This is a genomic window from Psychrobacter sp. HD31, from assembly GCF_051097895.1.
Classification (GTDB): Bacteria; Pseudomonadota; Gammaproteobacteria; order Pseudomonadales; family Moraxellaceae; genus Psychrobacter.
Genome location: NZ_CP142525.1, coordinates 1,912,851 through 1,937,631, shown reverse-complemented (window position 1 = coordinate 1,937,631; position 24,781 = coordinate 1,912,851). Strand labels below are relative to the sequence as shown.

Below are 24,781 nucleotides of genomic sequence, written 5' to 3'. Positions count from 1 at the left end.
TAGCTTGGCTAGGAAGGTGCAGAACAATTGGACAATGTGATTAAGATGATAAAAGAATAAATATAAAGCTAGCTGTAGCGTGCGTTTAGTAAAATGTAACCCACGCTACGCTAACTTTTGTATTACTTTATGAAGATAACGCTTTATTTTTTTCTTTCCAACTAAAGCCAGCAAGCACCAATAAACCTGCAAAGATTGCCATGTTTTTCACAAAATTTTGTTGCTCTGTTGCCACGTTCCAAAAATCATGCAGGTTTATGTTGATAACAATAACCAAGCCTGCCAAAATCAATGAAAAAATAGCAGTGTAACGATTAAAAATGATGCCTAACCCTGCAATAATTTGAATAATTGCGGCTGATGCTAAAAAGAATGGAATAAATACCATACCATGTTGTTCCATCAGTGCGACATGCATATCCCAAGCCACAAACTTTAGTATGCCAGGCAGCACAAAATACAGCCCTAGCAATGCACGCCCCACCATAATAGCCATAGGTGTGATTGCATTCATGGTGTTATTAATCAAGTGTTTCATTTTATTTCCTTGTGTTTGTAACATTAGCAAGTAAACAAAAAAATATATCAAAAAAATTCTCCCCCTTGTTCAAGGAGGAGTTAGAGGGAATTTCAAACGTATATTTTAATTTGTCTTATCACTTTTATAATAATCTAGATAAACGATGACACACTCACAATGAGTACCATGTTGATATTGCCACGAGTGGCATTTAAATGAGTGTCTTTTTATTGAGTATTCAGATTATTGTTTTAAGTTCATGTTTTAAGTTGATGGTTGAATAATACGACCTATTTTGTATGCAAAGTATGTTATTCCAACACGCAAATAAAAGCAAGTATTTTGTATGCAAAATAAAAAGTTTATTCAAAATACAAACCAACATCGCCATAAAAACAGCTAACATTTAAAAATTCTAAAAACCTCTACAAATCAAGCAAACCATACCAAGATGTTTGATTGTGTAACCAGCCTCACTTTTTGCCTTTAATTTTTATAAACATTCAGGTAGCATTAAACACAATTAATAAAAATTAAAGGCTTACCATGCGTTTTTTCACTCTTATTGCTTCTTCTACTTTGGCTATGGTTACCGCCAGCACACTGGCACATGCCGCTAAGCCAGAAGCGCCTTATCTTTCAAACTCTCAGTTTCAACAATGTTTAACCAATTTAAAGTCTACCAGCAAATTTAAAGGCGTATCATCTAGCACATTTGAGCAGTACCGCCCAAGTAAGCCAGACCCAAGTGTTATTCAGTCACTCAACTATCAACCCGAGTTTCAAAAAGATGTTTGGGATTATGTTTCTGCCTTGGTAGATGAAGAGCGTGTACAAGATGGCATCGCAGCAAAATACCAATGGGCGGATACTTTGCGCCGTATTGAAGCACGTTATGGTGTAAAAGCCGAGGATGTACTTGGCGTTTGGGGAGTTGAGTCTAACTTTGGGCAAACACTTGGTAAAAAAGACCTATTTAGTTCATTAGCAACACTATCTTGTTTTGACCGCCGTCAGTCTTACTTTCGTGGTGAGTATGCCAACGCATTAAAAATTGTACAAAATGGCGATATTTATGCACATGATATGACGGGCTCATGGGCTGGCGCTTTTGGGCAAACACAGTTTATGCCAAGCACCTTTTTAGAGCTTGCAGTCGATTTTAATGGCGATGGTCGTAAAGACTTAGTTAATAGTGTGCCAGACGCATTGGCATCAACTGCTAACTTTTTAGCCAAACGGGGTTATCGCAGTGGTGAGCCTTGGGGCTATGAGGTAAAACTACCAGAAGGTTATTGGGCAACAAGCAACCGCCGAAATAAAAAACCAATAAGCCATTGGCGTAACCAAGGTTTAACATTGCCAGACGGAAGTCCACTACCCTACAATTTAACTTCAGCTGGCTTATTATTGCCAGCAGGTAGCAAGGGACCAGCATTTTTAGTTGGTAAAAACTTTGATACTTTTTATTCTTACAATGCATCAGAAAACTATGCCCTTGGTATTGCTCAACTATCGCATTTAATAGAAAAAGAAGATGCCATTAACATTGGTTTCAAAACACCTTGGCCAACGGATGATCCAGGTATTGGTCGTCGACAAGCACGAGAAATTCAACAAGCATTGCTAGATGCTGGGTATGATATTGGTGCAGTTGATGGCATTATTGGAGATGCCACTCGTGGTGCTATTCAAGACTACCAGCAACAGCATGGTATATTTCCAGCCAATGGACGTGCGGGGCAAAAGTTTTATAACCAGATTATAAACACTACGCCTTTAAATCACGGCTATCAGCCTAGTATGCCAACCCCACAAAACCAACCAGATGGTATTTCACAAATTATTGAGCAAAGAGATGGTTGGTAATTTAGCCTACTAAAACCGCTTAAGTAAAAAACCACGTTCAATTGAGCGTGGTTTTTACCATCCCGCATTTAAAGCGGGTAAACTTTGCCATGGTTTAAAACACGCACTTGATATTGCAGTAACTAACCCGTGGTAAACCTATGGCACTGGGTTTGGCACTAGCTTTATTTTTGACACAATCCATGTGTTTAACGCAACTAAAAAATTATTTATCTGCATTATCCCAGTCGTCGTCTTCATCTCCCCAATCGGCATAAGTTTCGTTAGGGTCAATGCCACGGCGTTTCATATCCGCTATTTTTTCTTCCAGCGTTTTATATTGATCTGCCTCATGCATGGTGTCTTCTAAATCTGTAATCTCTTCAACTAACGCTTTATTTTTTGGGTTTGTCATCGTTACTTCTCCATTTTGTTGATTACTGTTTTCAACCGGTTTATCAACTGGTTTTTCTGATTGTCCACAGCCCACAACAACTAACGCAATTAGGTTGAGGGCTAATGTGTTTTTAATGCATTTGCTTTTTTTCATAATACCTCTATAGCAATTTTTGTTAGGTTTGGCTTAACAACCTTGTTACCACTTGTTTGAGGTTATCATCATACAAACTGGCATAAAAAGATAAAGAACCAACATGAAGTTGCGCCTTTTTTTGCCACATTTGCTGGCAGGTTGTCTCATCAGTTTGTTTCATCTCAATGAGTAGATTTTGTTTTAACAACAAATCTTTTACCCTGTTTGCAATGGCACGTCCAGAATCAATGACATCCATATCCATATGGTGTTTATTTACTTCTGCCATTAAAAAATCACGAAAAAATGGATAGTGCGTGCAACCTAATACAAGCTGGTCTACGCCTTGGTTATAAAACTGGTGTAATTGTTTTTTTAATAATTTAGCGGTGTCACTTGTTTGGGGCATGCCGGCTTCAACCCAAGGCACTAAATTTGGCTCAAACCATTTTACAACCATTACTTGGTTAGGGCTTGCCACGTCATCAATTACATTGTTTAATAAATCACCATTAAGCGTTGCCCCTGTTGCAAGTACCGCAACTTTTTTGGTTTTACTAAATTGTACGGCTGGTTTTAATGCAGGGACTAACCCAACAATTGGCGTGTTAGGGTACTTATTGCGTGCCAGCTCTAACCCATGTGCAGAGGCACTGTTACAAGCAATAACAACCAATTTGCATTTTTGTTCAATTAACCAGTCAACCGCATTCAGTGTTAAAGCACTAATTTCATTATTATCACGGTTACCATACGGCACATTTAACGTATCTGCATAGTACAAATAGCCTTCATGCGGTAGCACCTGTTGTAAATGCCTAAATACCGATAGTCCACCAACACCTGAGTCAAACAGTCCTATTGGCGCATTTGCCACAACATCCGTATTTGTTGTTATCAAAGTTGTTTTCATGCTCATAAGTTATTATTAATCTGTTGGCTAATTAGCCTATCAACAAATGTATTTATTACATCATTATAGCCAAAATTTTAGCTTTTGTTGTTATAAAACTTATCAGAATATTAGTTCAAAAAACATTAAGACAAAAATTTGACAGGTCAGTACATATACAATGGTCGAGTTTTAGTTAAATTTATCTTATACTATTCCACAACGCTAGGTTGGTATATATAAGCCCTGTTATATATAGCCCAGTAATAAAAGTTTATAGAATTAATACTAAAAGCATTGTAAGGCAGCCGAGCTTTTACATATAGCACGCCACCTACATGCAAGTCTTTAAGGAGTTTTTATGGAAAACATTGAACGTGAACAGATGGAGTTCGACGTTGTTATTGTTGGTGGTGGACCATCTGGTTTATCAGCGGCTATTAAACTACGTCAACTTGCCATTGAAGCCGGTAACGATGAGTTTATGGTATGTGTGGTAGAAAAAGGCTCAGAATTTGGCGCGCACACTTTATCTGGTGCAGTAATGGAACCAAGAGCTTTAAATGAGCTTATCCCAGACTGGAAAGAAAAAGACGCACCCGTTCGTGTTGCAGTTAAAGAAGACCAAGTTTACAACCTAACCTCACCTACCAAAGGCACTAAGTTCCCTGATATTGTTGTGCCAGCACCTATGCACAATGAAGGCAACTACATTGTATCATTAGGTAATGTTGTGCGCTGGTTGGCCGAACAAGCCGAAGAACTTGAAGTGATGATGTTCCCAGGTTTTGCAGCATCAGAAGTTTTATATAACGAAGCGGGTGCTGTTAAAGGCATTTTAACTGGCGATATGGGTGTAGATGCAAAAGGCGAAGCAAAATCAAGTTTTGAACCTGGTTATGAGTTATTAGCTAAGTACACTATTTTTGCCGAAGGCTGCCGTGGTCATTTAGGTAAACAACTTATCAATAAGTTTGAACTAGATAAAGACAGTGATCCACAACACTATGCAATTGGCATCAAAGAACTTTGGGAAATTGACCCAGCAAAACACCAAGAAGGCTTGGTAATGCATGGTGCTGGTTGGCCATTAACTGAAACTGGCGCAACGGGTGGTTGGTGGATGTACCATGATGAAAACAACCAAGTAAGCTTTGGTTTGGTAACCGATTTATCATACAAAAACCCTTACATGTCTCCATTTGATGAAACACAGCGTCTTAAGACTCACCCAATTCTAAAAAATATTTTAGAAGGTGGTAAGCGTATTTCTTACGGTGCTCGTGCTTTGGCAAAAGGTGGCTTAAACTCATTACCAAAATTAACCTTTAATGGCGGTGTGTTAGTAGGCGATGATGCAGGCTTCTTAAACCCTGCTAAAATCAAGGGTACGCACACTTGCATGAAGTCGGGCATGTTAGCTGCCGAAGCCGTGTTTAAAGCAGTGCAAGAGGGTAGAGAAAACGACGAAGTAACCGAGTATACTGAGTTATTTGAAAACTCTTGGTTGCATGAAGATAACTACAAAGCGCGTAACTTTGTACCAGCCATGCACAACTATGGTCAGTGGATTGGTGGTGCCTTTGTATTTATTGAGCAAAACATCTTAAAAGGTAAAATGCCAATTACCTTGCATGATACCTCATTAGACTTTGCTCAGCTAAAAGATGCCAGTGCTGCTAAAAAGCCAGATTATCCTAAGCCTGATGGCAAACTAACTTTTGATAAACTATCATCGGTATTTATCTCTAACACCAACCATGCAGAGGATCAGCCTTGCCATCTAAAATTGGCAGATGCGAGCATCCCTGTTAAGCAAAACTTACCTAAATACGGTGAGCCTGCTCAGCTATTCTGTCCTGCTGGTGTTTATGAAATTACACAAACAGAAAATGGCGATGAGTTTGTCATTAACTCGCAAAACTGTGTACATTGTAAAACTTGTGATATTAAAGACCCTGCCCAAAATATTACTTGGGTAACGCCAGAAGGTGGCGGTGGCCCTAACTACCCTAACATGTAGTCGCATTTTATAACAAGAAAAGACCAGTTACTGCAACTGGTCTTTTTTATTGCTTACATTCGCTTAAACTTTTTATTTTGCTAGCGCCTGCAAAAATTGCTCAATTGCTTGATTGACTTGCAATGGCTCTTCAATTGTAGACGTATGCCCTGCTCTATCAATAACCACCAATTTTGACCCCTCAATTGCAAAATGAATACGCTCAGCTTTTTGATAAGGGGTTGCCACATCTTCGTATCCGACCATCACAAGTGTGGGTGTTGTAATCTCACTTATTTGTTCATAAACCCCTTGTCTGTCAATGACACCTCGGGTTGCTTTAACAATACCTTTTTTGTTATTTGCTTCTAAATTTGCTTTCCATTTTTTGTATTCTGCTTTGCGGGATTTATCTGCCAAAAAAGTTTGCCCGAACATAATTGGCATAATTTTTTTACTCACCATTTTCACCCCTAACCATTGAATCGCCATAATCAATTTGTTATATTTTTTTGCGTTCTCTGGTGCTTCTGGATCAGCAGAGGTCTCTAATAAAATTAGACTATTTAATCGCTCGGGATGCTTAATAGCAACACGCTGCCCAACAAAACCACCCATAGACAAACCCACAAAGTGGCATTTTTTTATATTAAGTTTATCAATAAGGGCAATGGCATCGCTGGCTAATGTATCCATATCATAACCACTATCCGTGACCTCCGATTGCCCTTGACCACGGAAGTCAAAGCAGATACAACGATAGTTTTCTTTAAAGTAGGCTACCTGCTTAGCATACAGCTTGGTACTCCACAACAAGCCATGGGCAAACACAATTACAGGTTTATGATTGTCGTTCGGGGCACTGTCTTCATAATAGATATTGGCATCATTAATTTGTATCATTGGCATATTGCTATCTCCCTCATTGTTTTTGTATAAAAATCCTTATTTATTGGTGTACCACCAGAATTATCATAACACAAACCATCAAAGCTAAAGCTTATCCTAAAAACTTTCAACCTTCACCACGTCATAAGCTGGCGTTTCGTACGGATGACTATCCTTTAACGCTTGCACCACGCTATGGATGCAAATGTCATCCGCCACCACAAACTCCACCCGCCATTCTGCTACTTGTTCAATGCTATTTTGGCTGCCGATATGCGGGTTACTGCCAGCTAATGGTTGAAACTGCCCCTGCCCCAGCACTTGCCAACAACAATGACTATAATTGCCAATTTTACCTGCGCCTGCATCAAATAGTGCTTTTTTTACCGCTTCTATATTTTCATCTGGGATAAAAGTTGTTAATTTATACACAGTATATGCTCCTTATAAAAAAACCGAATTTCCATACAGAAATTCGGTTATCAAACATCAACATGTTAACTTAGTCTAACGGAATGCCTAAACGGTTAGCAACTTCCTCATACGCTTCGATTACATCACCAAGTGATTGGCGGAAACGGTCTTTATCCAATTTCTTTTTGGTTTCTTTGTCCCAAATTCGGCAACCATCTGGCGAAAACTCATCACCTAATACAATGCGGTCTTTAAACACGCCAAACTCAAGCTTAAAGTCAACTAAAATCATACCAGCGCTATCAAACATCTCGCTCAGTACATCATTTACCTGAGTAGTTAAACGACGCATTTCATCAAGCTGCGCCTGAGTTGCCCAGCCAAAAGTTACTGATTGAGACTCATTGACCATAGGATCGCCTAACGCATCATCTTTATAAAACAGCTCATACGTTGGTGGGGTTAGTTTTTCGCCTTCTTCTAGTCCCAATCGGCGCACCAAACTACCTGCTGCATAGTTACGTACGACACATTCCACAGGGATCATATCCATACGCTTAACCAAAACTTCATTATGGCTTAATTGCTCTTCAAAGTGGGTTTCTACACCTGCCTCACTCAGCTTTTGCATAATGTAAGCATTGAATTTGTTATTTACCTGACCTTTACGTGCCAATTGCTCAACACGTTCACCATTAAATGCAGAAGTATCGTCACGAAAATGCAGAATAAGATAATCTGCGTTGTCGGTTTCATATACTGATTTTGCTTTGCCTTTGTATAGAAGCTGTTGCTTTTGCATGGTTAATGCCTTTTAAAAAATGATGGTTGTTTCGTAATTTGTGTGTACTACTAACGCTGTGGTGCAGGCAACTCATACTGAGTTCCTGTTTTATTTGTTGTATCTAGGTTGCTTTTGCCCATCTCTATTGCAGGGTACAAATGCACAAACCCCTGAGTTTTTTGCTCAGCAGGTAGTTTTATTGGTGCTAACAACTCGCTTTTTTGGTAGTCTAGGCTGCCGTTATCTCGCTTGCCTGTCCAATCTCGTATCATTTGGCAACCTGATAACAAGCTTGCGGTTACCACAACGGTTGTCATTATTTTAAGTGTTTTCATTACCAATCTCTTTTATTTTTAATCTTAATTAAACCAAACCAGCTTTACTAATGGCAGCATCAATCACTGGTTGATTTTGTTCGGACAACCAAACCAAAGGTAAGCGAATGCCCGTATCTACTTTGCCCATTTTATACAAGGCATATTTAGTAGGGCTTGGGCTTGATTCAATAAATAAATCTTTATGTAAATGTTTAACTTGCTCATGGATTTTTTCAGCTTGGTCAAACTCACCTTTTAATGCCAATTCAAACACTTGGCTCATAACTTTTGGTGCAACATTTGCCGTAACAGAAATATTGCCTTTACCGCCAACTTTCATTAGCTCTAACGCAGTTGGGTCATCGCCAGATAACACCACCATACGGTCACCCACAGCTTCAATTAATTTTGCGCCACGTTCAAGCGAGCCTGTTGCATCTTTAATCGCAACAATATTATCAATATCTGCCAGTCGTTCTACTGTTTCTTGTGCAATATCTACAACAGTACGCCCTGGTACATTGTACAACATCTGTGGGATATCCACCGCCTCTGCAATTGCCTTGTAATGTTGATAAATGCCTTCTTGTGTTGGCTTGTTGTAATAAGGCGCCACAAGCAATGCACAGTCTGCACCAGACTCTTGTGCCATTTTAGTTAGTGCAATCGCCTCTTGAGTACTATTTGCACCTGTACCGGCGACAACTGGCACACGACCATTAACTTGTTTGACGAAAAAGCGAATCACATCGCCATGTTCTTGCACTGGCAATGTAGCAGACTCGCCCGTTGTGCCAACCGCAACCAAACAATGTGTGCCTTGCTCTATTTGCCAATCAATAAGATCTCCCAACTTATCATAGTCAACATCTCCATTGGGTTTCATCGGTGTTACCAACGCTACCATAGAGCCTTGAAGCTGGGTTTTAATTTCATCATATGAATTGGTCATACATTCGCCTTACTTACTTTATTTTGTTTGCCTGCCATTTTAGCATATTTTAAATAACCCCACATACGGAAATATCACGAATATGGGTGATAAAACTTTGTTTTTTAGTCAATACGTAACCCTATAATGACAGGGATACGACTACGAATCACTTCAACCGTCACCACCCCTGTTTCGGGTAGCCCTTGCACTGCTGCTGCAAAATCATTAATGCTCAAGGTGGGGTTTTGGTGCAAGTTGGTAACCAAATCACCCGCCTGCAATCCTGCCCTTGCAGCACGCCCTGTTGGGTTAACATCAACAATTAACACACCGCCATCAATACCTGCGTTACGCATTTCTAACTTTTCTGTAGGTAAAAGCTCTCGCAAATTGATGCCTAACTTTATTTTTTGAGGGTGTTCAAAATTGTCAGTTGCAGAAGATTCCACCCCTGTTGGCACTTGTTCAAACTTGCCTGTTGCGATACGTTGCTTACCACTTCTTTGCAGTAGTAATTTAAATTGGTCACCTGGTTTGGCTCGGTACAGTTTATTAACCAAATCGTCAGAGCTTAAAATATCTGTGTCATTATATTTTAAAATAACATCTCCAGATTTTAACCCTGCTTTACTTGCAGGCGAGTCTGGCGTGACACGTGTGAGCAAGGCGCCAATGGGTCTATCTAATCCATAAACTTCTGCCAAATTACGGTCGATATCTTGCGGAAATGCGCCAAAATAAGCACGCTCTACCTTCCCACCTGTTTTAATCTGCTCATAGATTTCCATTGCCTCATTAACAGGAATAGAAAATGACAATCCCAAGTAGCTGCCTGTATCACTAAAAATGCGCGAGTTAATGCCAATGACCTCGCCTTCTTGATTAAACAAAGGACCGCCAGAATTACCAGGATTAATGGCAACATCAGTTTGAATAAATGGCACACTGGTTTGGCGAGAAAAGTTGCGCGAAGTTGCACTGACAATACCCGATGATGCCGAGTAGTCAAAACCAAAAGGTGAGCCGATTGCCAAAACAGGTTCACCCACTTTCAGCTGGCTAGAGTCACCAACTGGCAATGCAGGAAAACTGCTACCTGTTACTTTTAATACGGCCACGTCAGAGCGTTCATCACTCCCTACCAATGTTGCATCTAGTTCACGGCGATCATTTAAAGTGACAGTAATGCTGTCGGCACCTTCTACCACATGGTTGTTAGTAAGCATGTAACCATCTTGGGTAATAAAAAATGCCGTACCAAAAGCTTTTTCTACAGGCGATACTTGGCTATCTGGTATGTTTACTCGATCACCAAAAAACTTTTTTAGTAATTCAGCCGTTTGTGCCTGAGCCAGCTCTTCTTCACTTACATTTTTAGTGACATTAACCCTCGCCACGCCCTGAGTAACTTGGCTTACAAGCTCAGAGAAATCTGCCGAGGTAACTTTTGCATACGCCGGTGCCATTGGCAAAGCAGTCGTAGTGATACCCAGTGCCAATAACAATGTACTTTTTTGCAAAAATTTATGCAAGTGAGTTTTGGCTTTAAACCCTTTTAACATTTTTAATATAGGTGGCATATAAAAACCAAACATCCATCAACCTTAAAATAAACAACTTAGTTAAAACATTCTAAACAAAAAAATATCGAAACACTAACGATATTTATGACTTTTTGTTGATTTTTCTTTCTTCTTTGAATCAGTTTATTTCTCAATTCTTAATGCTTTTGCATTATCAAAATGGCAAAAAAAATACCAAACATGATTATTTGGTATTTTTAAGATAAACTTAAACAAATCGCATATCAAACATCAACCCAACTATTTTGCTGGTACAATTTGATTAAGTACCGCTTCAAATCTTGCTACTGCGCCATCAACATCTGTTAATTTATCTAAGCCAAACAACCCAATACGGAAGGTTTTAAAGCTTTCTGGCTCACCACATTGTAGTGGAACACCTGCTGCAATTTGCATACCCAATTTGGCAAACGCTTGACCCTTATGGATGGCATCGTCATCGGTATAACTCACCACCACACCTGGTGCTTGATAGCCTTCGGCAGCCACGCTTTCTATGCCTTTATCTTCTAGCAAATCACGCACACGGTTGCCAAGCTCCCACTGTGATTCTTTAAGTTCTTGAAAACCAATTTGTTTGGCTTCTAACAAAGCATCACGGAACTGGCGTAAGCCATCGGTTGGCATGGTTGCATGGTAAGCATGACCACCATTTTCAAATGCACGCATAATGTTTAACCATTGCTTTAAGTCAACGCTAAAGCTGTTTGACTCACTATTATCTACCGCAGTCACCGCTTGCTCACTTAACATAACTAAGCCAGCACAAGGGGCGCTCGACCAACCTTTTTGTGGGGCAGAAATAAGCACATCAATCCCCAAAGCTTTCATATCTAACCAAATACAACCACTGGCAATACAGTCAATCACTAACAAACCGCCCACACTATGCACCGCATCGGCAAGTTGTTTAATATAATCATCTGGTAAAATCATACCTGCAGAGGTTTCTACATGCGGGGCAAAAACTACTTCTGGTTTGGTTTCTTTGATCGTCGCAACGGCTTTTTCAATCTCTACTGGCGTAAACGCACTTTCTGACTGGCCATCATTGCCTGCACACAAAACCTCAGATTTATCTGTTAATCTGCCTTTTTCAATAATTTGCGTCCAGCGGTAGCTAAACCAACCGTTACGGATAATAAGGCTATGTTTGTCTGTTACAAGTTGTCTTGCAACGGCTTCCATACCAAAAGTACCAGAACCCGGAACAATGACGACAGCGTCTGCTTGGTAAACTTGTTTAAGCTCTGACGACAAATCTCGCATTACTTGCCCAAAAGCTTGCGACATATGATTTAATGAGCGGTCGGTATAAACCACCGAATATTCTAATAATCCATCTGGGTCAATATCTGAGCGTAATGCAGGCATAATCGTATCCTTTATTAATTTGGTTAACTTAAGTTTGTCGTGGTTAATCACTTTACTTTAAAAACCTTAAAAGGTTAGCAAAATTTTATCCAATTGTCATAGCTATTTTTTTACAGTCACGCATTCCTATTTTTTATCAAATAAAATATTTTTTGCGACGGTTTTTAGGCATTTTTAGCAGATATTTATGCCTATTTGGGTTACAATCGTCCTTATCTAACTTTTTTTATTTTAACTAAAATTATAAACGCCATCGTGGTGGCTCAGTAGTTTACAACCATGTTTGTGATTCGCTGTGTTAAAGCCAAACCTACGTATCGTTTATCTATTTAATTTAGTACCAGAATTTTTAATACAAGCAGAAGATGATTATGAGCAACACCAACCTAACCCAATCTATCCAAAATGCGTTAAGCCAATTAGAAAACGCCTACAGCCCAGCCAACATCGAGCAAGGCATGTACCAAAATTGGGAAGAACAAGGCTACTTTAAACCAACTTTTGACCAGCCACAGTCTTTTTCTATTGCCCTGCCACCACCAAACGTAACCGGTAGCCTGCACATGGGGCATGGTTTTAATAACACCATTATGGACACCCTAACCCGTTACCACCGTATGAGTGGCTTTAACACCCTTTGGCAACCAGGTACCGACCACGCAGGCATTGCAACGCAAATGGTTGTAGAGCGTCGTTTAAATAAGCAAGGCATTAAACGCAAAGATTTAAGCCGTGAAGACTTTATTGACAAAATTTGGGAATGGAAAGAAGAGTCTGGCGGTAACATCACCAGCCAAATCCGCCGTTTGGGGTCATCTGTCGATTGGTCACGTGAGCGTTTTACCATGGACGATGGACTATCTAACACGGTAAAAGAGGTGTTTGTACGCCTGCACGAAGACGGCTTGATTTACCGCGGTAAACGCCTAGTAAACTGGGACCCTGCCCTATTAACTGCCATTTCTGATTTAGAAGTAGAAAACAAAGATGTGAAAGGCAAAATGTGGCACTTCCACTATCCATTGGCAGATGGCAAATCCACCAAAGATGGCAAAAACTATATTGTAGTTGCCACCACCCGTCCAGAAACGGTACTTGGCGATACGGGCGTGGCAGTCAACCCTAAAGATGAGCGTTACCAAGATTTGATTGGCAGTTTTGTAGAGTTGCCAATTGTTGGCAGACGCATACCGATTGTGGGCGATGACCATGCCGATATGGAAAAAGGCACAGGTTGCGTAAAAATCACCCCAGCGCACGACTTTAATGACTACGAAGTCGGTAAACGTCACGAATTACCAATGATTAACATCTTAACCGAAGATGCATTTATCCGTGAATCTGCCGAAGTTTTTGACAGCAAAGGCAATGCCAGCGATGTTTATTCAGCTGAGCTACCAGCAAGTTACCAAGGTGTAGAACGTTTTAAAGCACGTAAGCAACTGGTTGCCGAAATGGACGAGCTTGGCTTGTTAGAAAAAATTGAAGACAACGACATGACCGTACCTTATGGCGACCGTGGCGGTGTTGTTATTGAACCAATGCTAACCGACCAATGGTATGTGGCGGTAGACAAACTTGCCAAGCCAGCCATTGATGCGGTGGAAAACGGCGATATTGAGTTTGTGCCTGCCCAATACAAAAATATGTACATGGCATGGATGAATGATTTGCAAGACTGGTGCATTAGCCGTCAGTTATGGTGGGGGCACCGCATACCAGCCTGGTATGATGACGAAGGCAACATTTATGTAGCAAGAGATGAAGCCGAAGCACGCAGTAAACATGGCCTTAGTGATGACGTAACACTACGCCAAGATGACGACGTACTAGATACTTGGTTTAGCTCTGGACTTTGGACGTTTAGCACCCTTGGTTGGTCAGACAATACGGACGACCCACGTATCATGCCAACCTTCCACCCGACCAGTGTGTTGGTAACTGGGTTTGATATTATCTTCTTTTGGGTAGCACGTATGATAATGCTAACCATGCACTTTATTAAAAATGAAGATGGCACACCGCAGGTACCATTTAAAACTGTGTATGTGCATGGTTTAGTGCGTGATGGTAGTGGACAAAAAATGTCTAAGTCTAAGGGTAATGTATTAGACCCAATTGACCTTATTGACGGCATAGACCTAGAAAGCTTAGTGACCAAGCGCACAAGCAACATGATGAACCCGAAAGATGCGGCAAAAATTGAAAAACAAACCCGCAAAGAGTTTGCCGATGGCATACCAGCCTTTGGTACCGATGCTCTACGCTTTACCTTTACTTCGCTTGCCAGCACAGGGCGAGACATTAATTTTGACCTAAAACGAGTAGAAGGCTACCGCAACTTTTGTAATAAAATTTGGAATGCCTCTCGCTTTGTGTTGATGAACTGTGTAGACAAAGAAGAGAATGCCCTACCAGTTGCTGAATCTGCCAACCCGGAACAATGGGGCTTGCCAGAAAAATGGATTATCAGCCGTTTAAACTCTACCATTGCCAGCATACACAAACACATGAACCAATACCGCCTAGACATGGTGAGCCAAGACATTTATGAGTTTATTTGGAACGAATATTGCGACTGGTATGTAGAGCTTGCAAAAGCCACATTAAATGACGATGCCGTGAGTGATGAGCGCAAAGCACAAATACGCTATGTATTGTTGCACGTGTTAGAAACCGCCCTACGCTTTACCCACCCAATTATGCCGTATTTAACCGAGCAGTTATGGCAAACCATTGCACCGCTACTTAACCGTAAAGATGTAGATAGCTTAGTGGTGGCAAACTTCCCAACTGCGGATGATGGCTTGATTAGCGAGCAAACCGAGCATGACATGACATGGCTACAAGATATGATTGCTGGTGTGCGTAACATACGTGGTGAGATGAAGCTGGGCAATGCGGTACAACTGCCTGTGTTATTGCAAGGCATGAGCGATGAAGAAACCGCCAGACTACAACGTGTAGAAAACCAGTTTAAGGCACTTGCCAAAATTGAAAGTTTAACTCTGGTTGCCGATGGCGAAGAGGTGCCGTTATCGTCATCTAGCATGGTTGGGCAGTTGCGTGTGCTTGTACCTATGAAAGGCTTGATTGACCCAACAGCCGAGCTTAACCGACTTGCCAAAGCGCAAGAAAAACTGCAAAAACAAGCTGAGGGCATTAGCCGTAAATTAGGAAATGAGGGCTTTGTTAGCAAAGCACCTGCACAAGTGGTTGAGGCAGAAAAAGCGAAATTGGCGGAGCTTGAGGGGCAACTTTCAGTGATGGAAAAACAAGTTGAAGAGTTGAAGTCTCTCTAAGGTCAGAATAACGTAGGTCGTGTTAGCGAGGAAACGAGCATAACTCGGGCTACTTAATTTTTATTCAAAAAAGGGAATAACCAATGAAAAAATCAATACTAGCATTAATCACGGCAACTAGTTTACTAACAGCCTGTGCAACCACTTCACAAAATGTAAGCTCTGATGGTTTATACAGTTTTCCAGAAGGTATAGAAGATGGTTATTGGGCAATGGTGGGTGATGTTGACGGGGAATATGCCGTAATTAATTTTAAAGGCAACCTCACTCATAACTATCGTTTTAAATGTAATGCAGAAACCAAAACCTACCGCCAAACAGAGAAAGAAACATACACTTTAAAACCTACAACAAATGGTATGCAGCTTGTCTATAAAAATGAACCTGCCTTTTCTACATTAAAAGCAATCACATTAGAGCCTAAAAAATTCTTAATTATGCAGCAGACTTTCCCAGATAAAGAATTACAAGAACTGCTACCTGATGGATTAGAGTTTGTCTACTTTTATACGCCAACACTTAAACCATTGTGTATTTCTTAAACTCCTATAACGTAGGTCGTGTTAGAGAGGAACGAGCGTAACTCGACATATCTTAATTTAATACTCCATTCGTCGGGTTACGCTATCGCTAACCCGACCTACTTTACTGGTAATATTGTGTGGATTTATCATTTACTAACACAAAAAACCAATAATCCATTTAGAATTATCTGCATTGCTCTGATCAAGGTTTGCATCACGTTCCAAAATTCCAGTACAACCCCTTGGCTTGATATACTCCGTAGCAACTTTTGTCGCCACTTCTCTAGTCATTGGTTTGCCATCCACTCTAGAAACGCTAACATAATACGGTTGTTGGAATAGCTTAATATAGCTATCAAAATTATAATCCACACCATCAATATTTAACATTGCTTTATTTTTTTCAATCAACATCATATCACTGGTGTTAAGCTCAGCAACTTGAGCACTCTCAGTGGTAGAAGAACCAGAAGCAAAACAACTTATTGACAATAAACACGACGCTAACGCAAATCCAAGAAATACCTTATGAGACATACTAACTCCTTAAATCACTTAAAAAACAAAACCAGTCTAACCAAACATCTTGCTCAATACAAGGAAACCGAAAACAATAAAGTAAACAAGGTCATATAAGTGAGAAAACGAGCATAACTCGATATATTTTAATTTGATACTCTATGCGTAGTCGGGTTACGCTAACCCGACCTACTCCTCTAACCTCTATTTTTTTCCATCAGCTTATAAATACCCTCATATAAAGTATCATTCACTGGCGTGGCGATACCATGTTTTTTACCTAACTTGCATATCGTCCCTGCAAACAGCTCCACCTCACAGTCTCGCCCTGCCTTTAAATCTTGCCTTAACGATGGCATCGCTGTTGGGTCTAAATTATCCATAATTGTTACCCACTGATTAAAATCATCCTCACCCAAGGCAACACCCTCAGCATTAGCAATCGCCATCACCTCTCGCATGGCAGCTTTAAACATCTCACGAGGCTCACCTACTTCTTGTACCGTATCAAACGTGCCTTCATAAAAAGCAACCGTTTGGTTAACGCCCGTGTTAAGCATCAACTTACCCCACAAATTTTTTGGCATATCTGCACTAACACTATGGGGGAGCTGCACTTGGGTAAATATATCTCGCACACGCTCAACATTGGTTATGTCGGTGGGCTCATTTGTCATTGCCCCAATAACCAACTGCCCTGCATCACGGTAAATTAGCTGATTGCCCTCTTTTCTGGCATCCATTTGCTGTGCAACCGAATACACCACTTTGTCTTTACCAAACGCATCGGCAAGCACTGCCTCACTGCTAATACCATTTAAAGCAGATACAATCAGGGTGTTATCCCCTATTTGGCTTTGTATTAACGGCATAACTGCCTCTAAATGATAATACTTGGTACACACTATCACCAAGTCGGCAGGTACTAATGATTGACTTTGCTCAGGGGTAACATAATTAAGCTTTATCGGTTTGCCATTTACAGCCAATCCGTTATCTGTGTAGCGTTTGCATCGCTCTACATCCGCCACAATACGCAAGTTTTCAAACGGTATATGATTAGCAATAATACTGGCAAACAACGCCCCTAAAGCCCCAAAACCAATGATAGAAATAGTCGGCAATTGCTGATTCATGATTGTTTTCCTGTATCTAAAGTAACGGGTTATAGTAATGGTTAATTAGCCATTATAAGCAGTGAGATGTAATATTTTATCGGTTTGCTAAAAATTGCTTCATTAACCTGAAAATAAACGCATCTGCAATAACTGCGCATCCCAAGTTTGCCAATCCTTTGCTCTATCTGCATCACTGAGTTTATCAGCATGCGTCTCTAACAAAATGATTTCTAATTGGTTTTCTAATTGGTCTGGGCAATGGCTCGTGGTTAAGCTATCTGGCGTAAAATTAAAACGCATCCAGCCTTCATCGGTATTAACAACACCCTTAATCCGTTGCCAATTGGGTATGGCAGACAACCATTGTTGCAAACTACCATACTCAAAAACCCAGTTAGCTGGCAAACGCCATCCCCCTACACTCATGCCCTGTTGATAATCGTGATAACGATAAGGTAACGATACCACCTCATTTACCGTATCGTTGGTTGGTTGGGTTGTAGTTGTAGTTGTATTGGCATCATCTAATTTGGGTTGCAAAAATTGCCCATTATTACCCACGCTCACCGTATTGTTAGCAGTGTTTGTTAATAAAGGATTAAGTGAAATACGCACTTGCTGGCGTTGTTTTTGTTGTTCATGATAAATAACTTGGCTGACTGTTTGTATCTGTGCATATAACCTATTGATACAATCAGCCGTGTTTCTGTGCCATACAATTTGAGCATTTGGGTTATACTCTATAATCCAGTCGATGAGTTGCTCACGCATTGGTTTACTCATATCCTCATAACGGTTTATCAGCACCACATCGGCATATTGCACATGTGACTGGTAGCCATCATGCTCTTGATAGCGGATATCTTGCCATTGGTTAGCATTTAGTACACACACAACAAGTTGCATGCTCAAACTGGTTTGCCAATGGGGTTCAGATAATTGCTCTATTAATGCTTTAGGGTGGGCTAGCCCCGTTGGTTCTATAACCAAACGACTCGGCGTGTGCTCGGCAAGCAAACGGCTCAGTGCAATTTGCAGTGGTAGTTGGCTTGTACAACAAATACAGCCACCACTGACCTCCCGTATTGCTAACCCTTGATTGCCATCGCTTGCATCAATCAATTTTCCATCAATACCAATTTGACCAAACTCATTAATCAATAGCCCCCATTTTGCTTCGGCTTTTTTACAAGCAAGCAATTGGTTAATTAACGTGGTTTTACCAGAACCTAAAAACCCTGTAACCAAAGTACAGGGCGTGTTTTGAATAAACTTCATATCAACTACTTTTATTACCTTTGTGCGATGACATTGAGCAAGCTATTTACTTTTATCCACCCAACATTGGGGCAATCATAACCGCAATAGACCGAACGAGTCTTTCTGCCAATGCCAAAGCAAAAAATGCAATAATTGGCGATAAATCCAACATACCAATGTTAGGAATCAAACGACGAAACGGTGCCAAAATGGGCTCGGCTAATTGCATGATGATTTCAATCATTGGATGCATAGAGTTTGTAAACATTACCACCCAACTTAAAATAATTGAGCCCATAATTAAATAACGGCACATTGCTAAAAAGTCTAAAATAAGGCTTAAACTACCTGAAAAAAATAGCTCAAGTGGTGTAAAGCCATGCCCTGCTAAACCTGCAGTGGCAGATAAATCAACCAAACGGATTAAAAACATCAGTGCGATTGCCGCAAGGCTAATACGACCCTGCCCAATAGTAGGGAAAATGCTTTCAAACAAATCAACAATTTTAGTTGTTTTATAAGCAGGCTCTACATAAGGGTTACGCGAGCTAATGCCTGCAAACTGCAACATAAAACGAATAAAAATTAATAACATTGCAAACGTGGTCACAATGCTCAGCAAGTTAAAAGCTAATGGGGTCATCTTTTAGTTCTCAAGTTCTTATTACTTAATTTTGGCTAAGTGCAAAAAGGGGTTTAACAGTTAAAACTATAACGCTTTACTAAGCTCAATGCTTCTATCACTACAGGCTTTCATTGCCTGTTGGATATGTTCACCGACCTTATGCGCTTTCATAAACTCGATTGCCTCGTGCGTTGTACCGTTTGGCGAAGTCACATTTTCACGCAATTGACTTGGTGATGTATCACTCACAATACTCATTTGAGCAGACCCCAGCGCGGTTTGCATTGCCAAAGCAGATGCCTGTTTTGGGGTTAAGCCTAAATCTACCGCTGCTTCTATCATGTTTTCTAAAAAGTAAAAAAAGTACGCCGGTGCCGAGCCAGATACCGCAGTAACTGCATGTAGGTGATCTTCTTCTTCTACCCACAATGCCAAACCAGCAGAAGACATAACCGCAAGCGCTAACTGTTTTTGCTCTTCGCTTATCTCACTTGGTGCATATAGCCCAGATGCGCCCATTTGCAGCATCGCAGGGGTGTTTGGCATGGCACGCACAATGGTTTTGTATCCACCAAGCATGGTTGATATGGTACTCACTGGCAAGCCTGCTGCAATCGATATCACCAATTGGTCAGTTAAAGCATCTTTAAACTCAGCAACAACCGCCCCCATAATTTGTGGTTTAACCGCCAAAACAATAATATCAGCCCCTTCTACTGCCGCAGTTGGGTTCACTGCTGCATCAACAGTTTTTAGCCCTTTTTCTTCTAGCTTGTTACGCGCCGCTTCATTTGGCTCAGCTACAGTAATCAGGCTTGGTTTAAAACCTTTCGCTAACAAACCACCAATCATGGCTTGAGCCATGTTGCCACCGCCAATAAAGCTTATTTTTTTACTTTCTAAAAATCTCATTACTAATGTTTATCCTTTTGTATAACCATCATCCGTCGTCATTAAACTAAAATTTTGGTTAGTAATATCATGTTTACGATTTGGTTTATTTTACTACAAACCAAGTTGATTTTAATATGTTACCAAGCCGCTACTTGGTCAGAAAATGCTTTGACACGTTGCCAGTCCGTAAATTCTATCGGTTTATCACTTTTAGTAGGACCTTTAGTTACCCACATAATAAACTTAATCATTATTTTATCGAAAATACCATATCTTGCATAATCTAACTGACCTGCAAATACATCGGCAAGGGTGGGTTGCCAATCGGTAGTTTGCAAAAATTTAATCATATATGGGCTGGTTGTGGCAGTATTTTTTTCTGGCTTACGGGCAACAAGGTTGACCGAAAAAAAGGCTGTATTTTTTGTCGCAAGCTCCGTTTTATATTGCTCGATAAACTGCTGTACATATTTACGGTGTTTACCATAACGGATACTCGCCCCTATGATGATGTCATCATAATCAGCAAAATTTGGTTGTTTGGCAAAGTCACTTAGCATGGCCATTTCGACTGTTTTATTGCTATTTGCTTTTACCTCGTCTGCAATATATTGGCAAATCTTTTTGGTTTGCCCATCAACGGTTGAGTATAAAATTAGGGTTTTCATTGTTGATACCTATTATTTATTTGCATGGCTATAAAAACAAAAAAAGCTAAGTTGCTTTTGCTACTTAGCTTATTCTAACATGTTGATGTTACTATTTATCAATAAACATCTTTAACATACCGTTTTTGTTTTTGCAGTTTATTAACATACGCCATCGCATCTAAATCACTCATTTTACCATGCTCGGCAATTAGCTCATGCAAGGCTTTATCAACATCTTTTGCCATACGGTAAGCATCACCACATATATAAAAGTAGCCACCACGTTCAAGCCATGCAAATAGTTCTGCACCTTCTTCTTTCATTCGGTCTTGTACGTATATCTTTTCTGCTTGGTCTCGGCTAAATGCTAAACTCAATTTGGTAAGCAATCCGCTTGCTTGCATTGCTTCTACTTCTTCTCGATAGATAAAGTCTGTCGCTGCGTTACGATCACCAAATAGTAGCCAGTTGTCACCTGTTGCTTGCGTCATCTCTCTGGCTTCAAGGAACGAGCGGAATGGCGCAATACCAGTGCCTGGACCAACCATGATAATAGGTAGGCTACCATCTTCTGGCAATTTAAAACTGGCATTTGACGTAAAATAACACTGTAGGGTGTCGCCTTCATTAACCATATCTGCCAAATAGGTTGAAGCCACGCCACTGTGCTCTTTTTGAGCAGTATTATAACGCACACTTCGTACAGTCATATGCACTTGATGCGGGTGTTTATGGGGGCTAGATGAAATGGAATAAGCACGTGCAACCAATGGTGAACAAACCGCTTTAAACTCATTTAAGGCTATTTTTTTATCCGCATAGGTTTTGATAAGCGTTAGGCTATCTTTGCCCCACAAAAAGTCATCGAGTGCTTCTGGGTCATTGTTTGCAAGTAGCCTATTTAACTCATCATTGCCACCTTTTTCGGCAACCAGTTTCACCAACTCTTTGCTTGGTGTGCGTATTTCAATCTCATTAGTAAATTGATTAACCAATGCAGCATGCTCTTGCGTGGCTTGGGTTACTGCAAAATAACTTAAAACGTCTTGTACTAAGTTTGAGTTATTTTTTGGGAGGATATGAATGGCATCACCTTCTGCATATAACGGCATATTGTCATTATTGCCGTTTAAATCAGCCAGCTCACTGATATCGAGCTCATAGTGCATAATCTGTTTAGTAGAGTTTGCCGCCGTTAACACTTTTTTGGTTAACATTTTGGCATTTAATGGATTTTTACGATTATGCGTATATTGCACATGCGTTGGGGCTTGTTGGCTACTTAGGTTGGTTAAGTTGCCTAAATTGTCCTGCAAACCATAGGCTTTGGCAATGATGGTTAGCACGTTTTGCGCCCACGCCGTTGATGGGGCTTCATAATCCACATCACAATCTACACGGTCAACCATGCTAACACAGCCTAAAGCTTCTAGGCGTGCATCCCACTCCTTACCTGCCATACAAAAATTTAAGTAAGTTGAGTCGCCTAAACCTAATACCGAGTATTTAAGCCCATTGAGCATAGGGGCACTTGGGTCACAAATTGACTCCCACAAAGCTTCAGCATTTTCAGGCATACCACCATCATCAAAAGTACTGGTAACCACAAGCAAGTGTTCCAGCTCTTTAAAAATACTAATATCTACGGTTTCCATATCTCTTAACGAGGTGTCTAAACCGATGGCTTTGGCTTGTTCGGCAACCATCTCGGCAACCGACTGGGCGTTACCTGTTTGGGTGCCATAAATGATTGTGAGGTGCTTGCCTGCACTGTCATCAAAATCTGACAACCCCATATCGATTTCGGTAAGACCTAATAGGCTTTTTAGCCAACCAAAAAAACCACTTGTTTGTTCTTGTTGTTGAGGATTATCTTTTGTCATCTTATGCTTTTAAACCTAATAGATATGAGACCTTTAATCAGTTAACAAGTGTAAACTAGTTAAGTTTTAACAGCAAGCTAAATATGGTAAAAAGCACAAATAAAAAAGGCTGGATACCCATCCAGCCTTTTTTACACAATCTATAAGTTTAAAAATTTAATAAACATCTCTAACATAACGCTTATCTTTTTTAAGCTGATTGACATAGCTAACTGCCTCATCATCACTCATATTCCCATGTTCGGCAATTAGCTCATGCAAGGCTTTATCAACGTCTTTTGCCATACGGTAAGCATCACCACATATATAAAAGTAGCCACCACGTTCAAGCCATGCAAATAGTTCTGCACCTTCTTCTTTCATTCGGTCTTGTACGTATATCTTTTCTGCTTGGTCTCGGCTAAATGCTAAACTCAATTTGGTAAGCAATCCGCTTGCTTGCATTGCTTCTACTTCTTCTCGATAGATAAAGTCTGTCGCTGCGTTACGATCACCAAATAGTAGCCAGTTGTCACCTGTTGCTTGGGTCATCTCTCTTGCTTCAAGGAACGAGCGGAATGGCGCAATACCAGTGCCTGGACCAACCATGATAATAGGTAAGCTGCCATCTTGTGGAATCTTAAAGCTCTTATTTGGAGAGAAATAACAGTGTACGGTATCCCCTTCATTCGCAATATCTGCCAAATAAGTTGAAGCAACCCCATTTTGATGACGTTCGTTTGTTTTATAACGTACGCTACCAATGGTCAGGTGAACCTCATTCTCATGCTTTTTAATGCTAGAGGAGATTGAATATGCACGTGCAACCAACGGCTTACAGGTGGCTAAAAACTCATTTAGAGTTAAATCATCACCAGCATAGTTTGTTACCAGCTCATAGCAGTCTTTACCCCACAAAAAGTCATCCAAAGCTTCTGGGTCATTATTTGCAAGTAGCCTATTTAACTCATCATCGCCACCTTTTTCGGCAACCAGTTTAACCAGCTCTTTACTCGGTGTGCGTATTTCTAACTCTGTCGTTAATTGCTGACGTACTGTGTCATTTGCTTCTTCAGCAAAGTATGCCAAAAACTCATTCACTAAATCATCACGATTCACTGGCACAATGTTTAGTGCATCACCGGCTACATAGGTTTCACCACTATCGGCTAGATCAAACTCATAATGCACAATCTCTTTACTAGACTCAGGCGCTGTGAGTATGCGTTTTGTTTTTAAAATGGCAGGCAATGGGTTTTTACGGTTAAATTTGCTTTTAGCAGGCTTGTTAGTAGCCGCTGTTGGTGCAGCCACCTCATCTGAGCCTTTTTCGCTAATAATTGGCAATACGGTTTCTATCCAGCCACTGGCGGCTTCATCAAAATCAACATCGCAATCGACTCTGTCTGCAATTTTAGTTGCCCCCAATGATTGCAAACGCTCATCCCATTCTTTGCCTGCAAGGCAAAAATCATCATAGCTTGAGTCACCCAGCGCCAATACTGAGTAAAAGGTTTTATCCAATGTTGGTGCTGATTCTTCACAAATGGCTTCCCACAATAGGTGAGCATTATCTGGCATTTCACCTTCACCATAGGTACTGGTCACCACTAATAAGCGTTCAGTATTTGCTAAAGTGGCAACATCCACATCATCCATATCCATCACAACTGGTGCAAGCCCGTTTGCCTTAGCAGCAGCGGCAGCATCTTCTGCAACCGCCTCTGAATTGCCTGTTTGAGTACCATAAATAATGAGTAAAGGTTTGCCTGTGGTCTCTAACCCACCAGCCGTGGCTGACTGTGTTTGCAAGCCTGCAAAAAAACCGCCAAGCCATTGTTTTTGTTGTTTGTTTAACGGCAATCCAATTGGCAAAGCTGCTGACTGTAAACCGCCTGATAAGATATCTACTAACTTTTGCTTATCCATTGTTATATCC

The 24,781-nt window shown here is 40.6% G+C and carries 22 protein-coding genes; 4 read left to right on the top strand and 18 right to left on the bottom strand.

Annotated elements, in window-relative coordinates; all coding sequences use genetic code 11:
- Positions 1-127 precede the first annotated feature (127 nt).
- Positions 128-538 (bottom strand): DoxX family membrane protein, encoded by a 411-nt coding sequence (locus tag VH441_RS08665; protein ID WP_434353247.1) that lies wholly within the window; start codon positions 536-538, stop codon positions 128-130.
- Between the two features lie 528 nt (positions 539-1,066).
- Between VH441_RS08665 and VH441_RS08660 the strand changes: the two genes are divergently transcribed.
- Positions 1,067-2,389 (top strand): lytic murein transglycosylase, encoded by a 1,323-nt coding sequence (locus VH441_RS08660; protein WP_434353246.1) that lies wholly within the window; start codon positions 1,067-1,069, stop codon positions 2,387-2,389.
- Positions 2,390-2,594: 205 nt separating this feature from the next.
- Here the strand turns inward: VH441_RS08660 and VH441_RS08655 are convergent, their stop codons facing one another.
- Both VH441_RS08655 and murI read right to left on the bottom strand, forming a co-directional pair.
- Positions 2,595-2,918: a hypothetical protein gene (locus tag VH441_RS08655; RefSeq protein ID WP_434353245.1), complete on the bottom strand. Its 324-nt coding sequence runs from the start codon at positions 2,916-2,918 to the stop codon at positions 2,595-2,597.
- Positions 2,919-2,940: 22 nt separating this feature from the next.
- Complete coding sequence (gene murI / locus VH441_RS08650) at positions 2,941-3,819, bottom strand: glutamate racemase (protein ID WP_434353244.1); 879 nt, start codon at positions 3,817-3,819, stop codon at positions 2,941-2,943.
- Positions 3,820-4,153: 334 nt separating this feature from the next.
- Between murI and VH441_RS08645 the strand changes: the two genes are divergently transcribed.
- Positions 4,154-5,815: an electron transfer flavoprotein-ubiquinone oxidoreductase gene (locus VH441_RS08645; protein ID WP_434353243.1), complete on the top strand. Its 1,662-nt coding sequence runs from the start codon at positions 4,154-4,156 to the stop codon at positions 5,813-5,815.
- 72 nt (positions 5,816-5,887) lie between these two features.
- Here the strand turns inward: VH441_RS08645 and VH441_RS08640 are convergent, their stop codons facing one another.
- The 7 genes from VH441_RS08640 to VH441_RS08610 all read right to left on the bottom strand — a co-directional run bounded on the left by VH441_RS08640 (position 5,888) and on the right by VH441_RS08610 (position 12,088).
- Positions 5,888-6,703 (bottom strand): alpha/beta fold hydrolase, encoded by an 816-nt coding sequence (locus tag VH441_RS08640; RefSeq protein ID WP_434353242.1) that lies wholly within the window; start codon positions 6,701-6,703, stop codon positions 5,888-5,890.
- Positions 6,704-6,799: 96 nt separating this feature from the next.
- On the bottom strand, positions 6,800-7,114 hold the full coding sequence (locus VH441_RS08635; RefSeq protein ID WP_434353241.1) for an NGG1p interacting factor NIF3: 315 nt from the start codon (positions 7,112-7,114) through the stop codon (positions 6,800-6,802).
- Positions 7,115-7,184: 70 nt separating this feature from the next.
- On the bottom strand, positions 7,185-7,898 hold the full coding sequence (purC, locus tag VH441_RS08630) for a phosphoribosylaminoimidazolesuccinocarboxamide synthase (RefSeq protein WP_434353240.1): 714 nt from the start codon (positions 7,896-7,898) through the stop codon (positions 7,185-7,187).
- A 50-nt stretch (positions 7,899-7,948) separates the two neighbouring features.
- On the bottom strand, positions 7,949-8,215 hold the full coding sequence (locus tag VH441_RS08625; protein ID WP_434353239.1) for a hypothetical protein: 267 nt from the start codon (positions 8,213-8,215) through the stop codon (positions 7,949-7,951).
- A gap of 28 nt (positions 8,216-8,243) precedes the next feature.
- Positions 8,244-9,149 carry a 4-hydroxy-tetrahydrodipicolinate synthase gene (gene dapA, locus VH441_RS08620; RefSeq protein WP_434353238.1) on the bottom strand — a complete coding sequence of 302 codons (906 nt, stop codon included), beginning with the start codon at positions 9,147-9,149 and terminating at the stop codon, positions 8,244-8,246.
- Positions 9,150-9,253: 104 nt separating this feature from the next.
- Positions 9,254-10,711, bottom strand: a complete 1,458-nt coding sequence (locus VH441_RS08615; RefSeq protein WP_434353237.1) for a trypsin-like peptidase domain-containing protein — start codon at positions 10,709-10,711, stop codon at positions 9,254-9,256.
- A gap of 243 nt (positions 10,712-10,954) precedes the next feature.
- A complete protein-coding gene (locus VH441_RS08610) occupies positions 10,955-12,088 on the bottom strand; it encodes an aminotransferase class V-fold PLP-dependent enzyme (RefSeq protein ID WP_434353236.1) in 1,134 nt (377 codons plus the stop codon).
- 371 nt (positions 12,089-12,459) lie between these two features.
- On the opposite strand from VH441_RS08610, the gene VH441_RS08605 reads away from it, so the two are divergent.
- Both VH441_RS08605 and VH441_RS08600 read left to right on the top strand, forming a co-directional pair.
- Positions 12,460-15,390 (top strand): valine--tRNA ligase, encoded by a 2,931-nt coding sequence (locus VH441_RS08605; RefSeq protein WP_434353235.1) that lies wholly within the window; start codon positions 12,460-12,462, stop codon positions 15,388-15,390.
- Positions 15,391-15,473: 83 nt separating this feature from the next.
- Positions 15,474-15,932, top strand: coding sequence for a hypothetical protein (locus tag VH441_RS08600; protein ID WP_434353234.1), 459 nt, complete (start codon positions 15,474-15,476; stop codon positions 15,930-15,932).
- A 135-nt stretch (positions 15,933-16,067) separates the two neighbouring features.
- On the opposite strand, the gene VH441_RS08595 is transcribed toward VH441_RS08600, so the two are convergent.
- The 8 genes from VH441_RS08595 to VH441_RS08560 all read right to left on the bottom strand — a co-directional run bounded on the left by VH441_RS08595 (position 16,068) and on the right by VH441_RS08560 (position 24,771).
- The gene (locus VH441_RS08595) at positions 16,068-16,451 is read right to left on the bottom strand and encodes a hypothetical protein (RefSeq protein WP_434353233.1); all 384 of its coding nucleotides are present in this window, start codon (positions 16,449-16,451) and stop codon (positions 16,068-16,070) included.
- Positions 16,452-16,630: 179 nt separating this feature from the next.
- The gene (locus tag VH441_RS08590) at positions 16,631-17,569 is read right to left on the bottom strand and encodes a ketopantoate reductase family protein (protein WP_434353232.1); all 939 of its coding nucleotides are present in this window, start codon (positions 17,567-17,569) and stop codon (positions 16,631-16,633) included.
- 102 nt (positions 17,570-17,671) lie between these two features.
- Positions 17,672-18,829: a CobW family GTP-binding protein gene (locus VH441_RS08585; RefSeq protein ID WP_434353231.1), complete on the bottom strand. Its 1,158-nt coding sequence runs from the start codon at positions 18,827-18,829 to the stop codon at positions 17,672-17,674.
- Positions 18,830-18,881: 52 nt separating this feature from the next.
- The gene (locus VH441_RS08580; protein WP_434353230.1) at positions 18,882-19,454 is read right to left on the bottom strand and encodes a YggT family protein; all 573 of its coding nucleotides are present in this window, start codon (positions 19,452-19,454) and stop codon (positions 18,882-18,884) included.
- Positions 19,455-19,520: 66 nt separating this feature from the next.
- Positions 19,521-20,348, bottom strand: coding sequence for a pyrroline-5-carboxylate reductase (gene proC, locus VH441_RS08575; protein ID WP_434353229.1), 828 nt, complete (start codon positions 20,346-20,348; stop codon positions 19,521-19,523).
- Positions 20,349-20,467: 119 nt separating this feature from the next.
- Complete coding sequence (gene hemG / locus VH441_RS08570; protein ID WP_434353228.1) at positions 20,468-20,998, bottom strand: menaquinone-dependent protoporphyrinogen IX dehydrogenase; 531 nt, start codon at positions 20,996-20,998, stop codon at positions 20,468-20,470.
- 98 nt (positions 20,999-21,096) lie between these two features.
- Positions 21,097-22,863 carry a diflavin oxidoreductase gene (locus VH441_RS08565; protein WP_434353227.1) on the bottom strand — a complete coding sequence of 589 codons (1,767 nt, stop codon included), beginning with the start codon at positions 22,861-22,863 and terminating at the stop codon, positions 21,097-21,099.
- 156 nt (positions 22,864-23,019) lie between these two features.
- Entirely contained in the window at positions 23,020-24,771 is a 1,752-nt protein-coding gene (locus VH441_RS08560; protein ID WP_434353226.1) for a diflavin oxidoreductase, read from the bottom strand.
- Between the last annotated feature and the right edge of the window lie 10 nt (positions 24,772-24,781).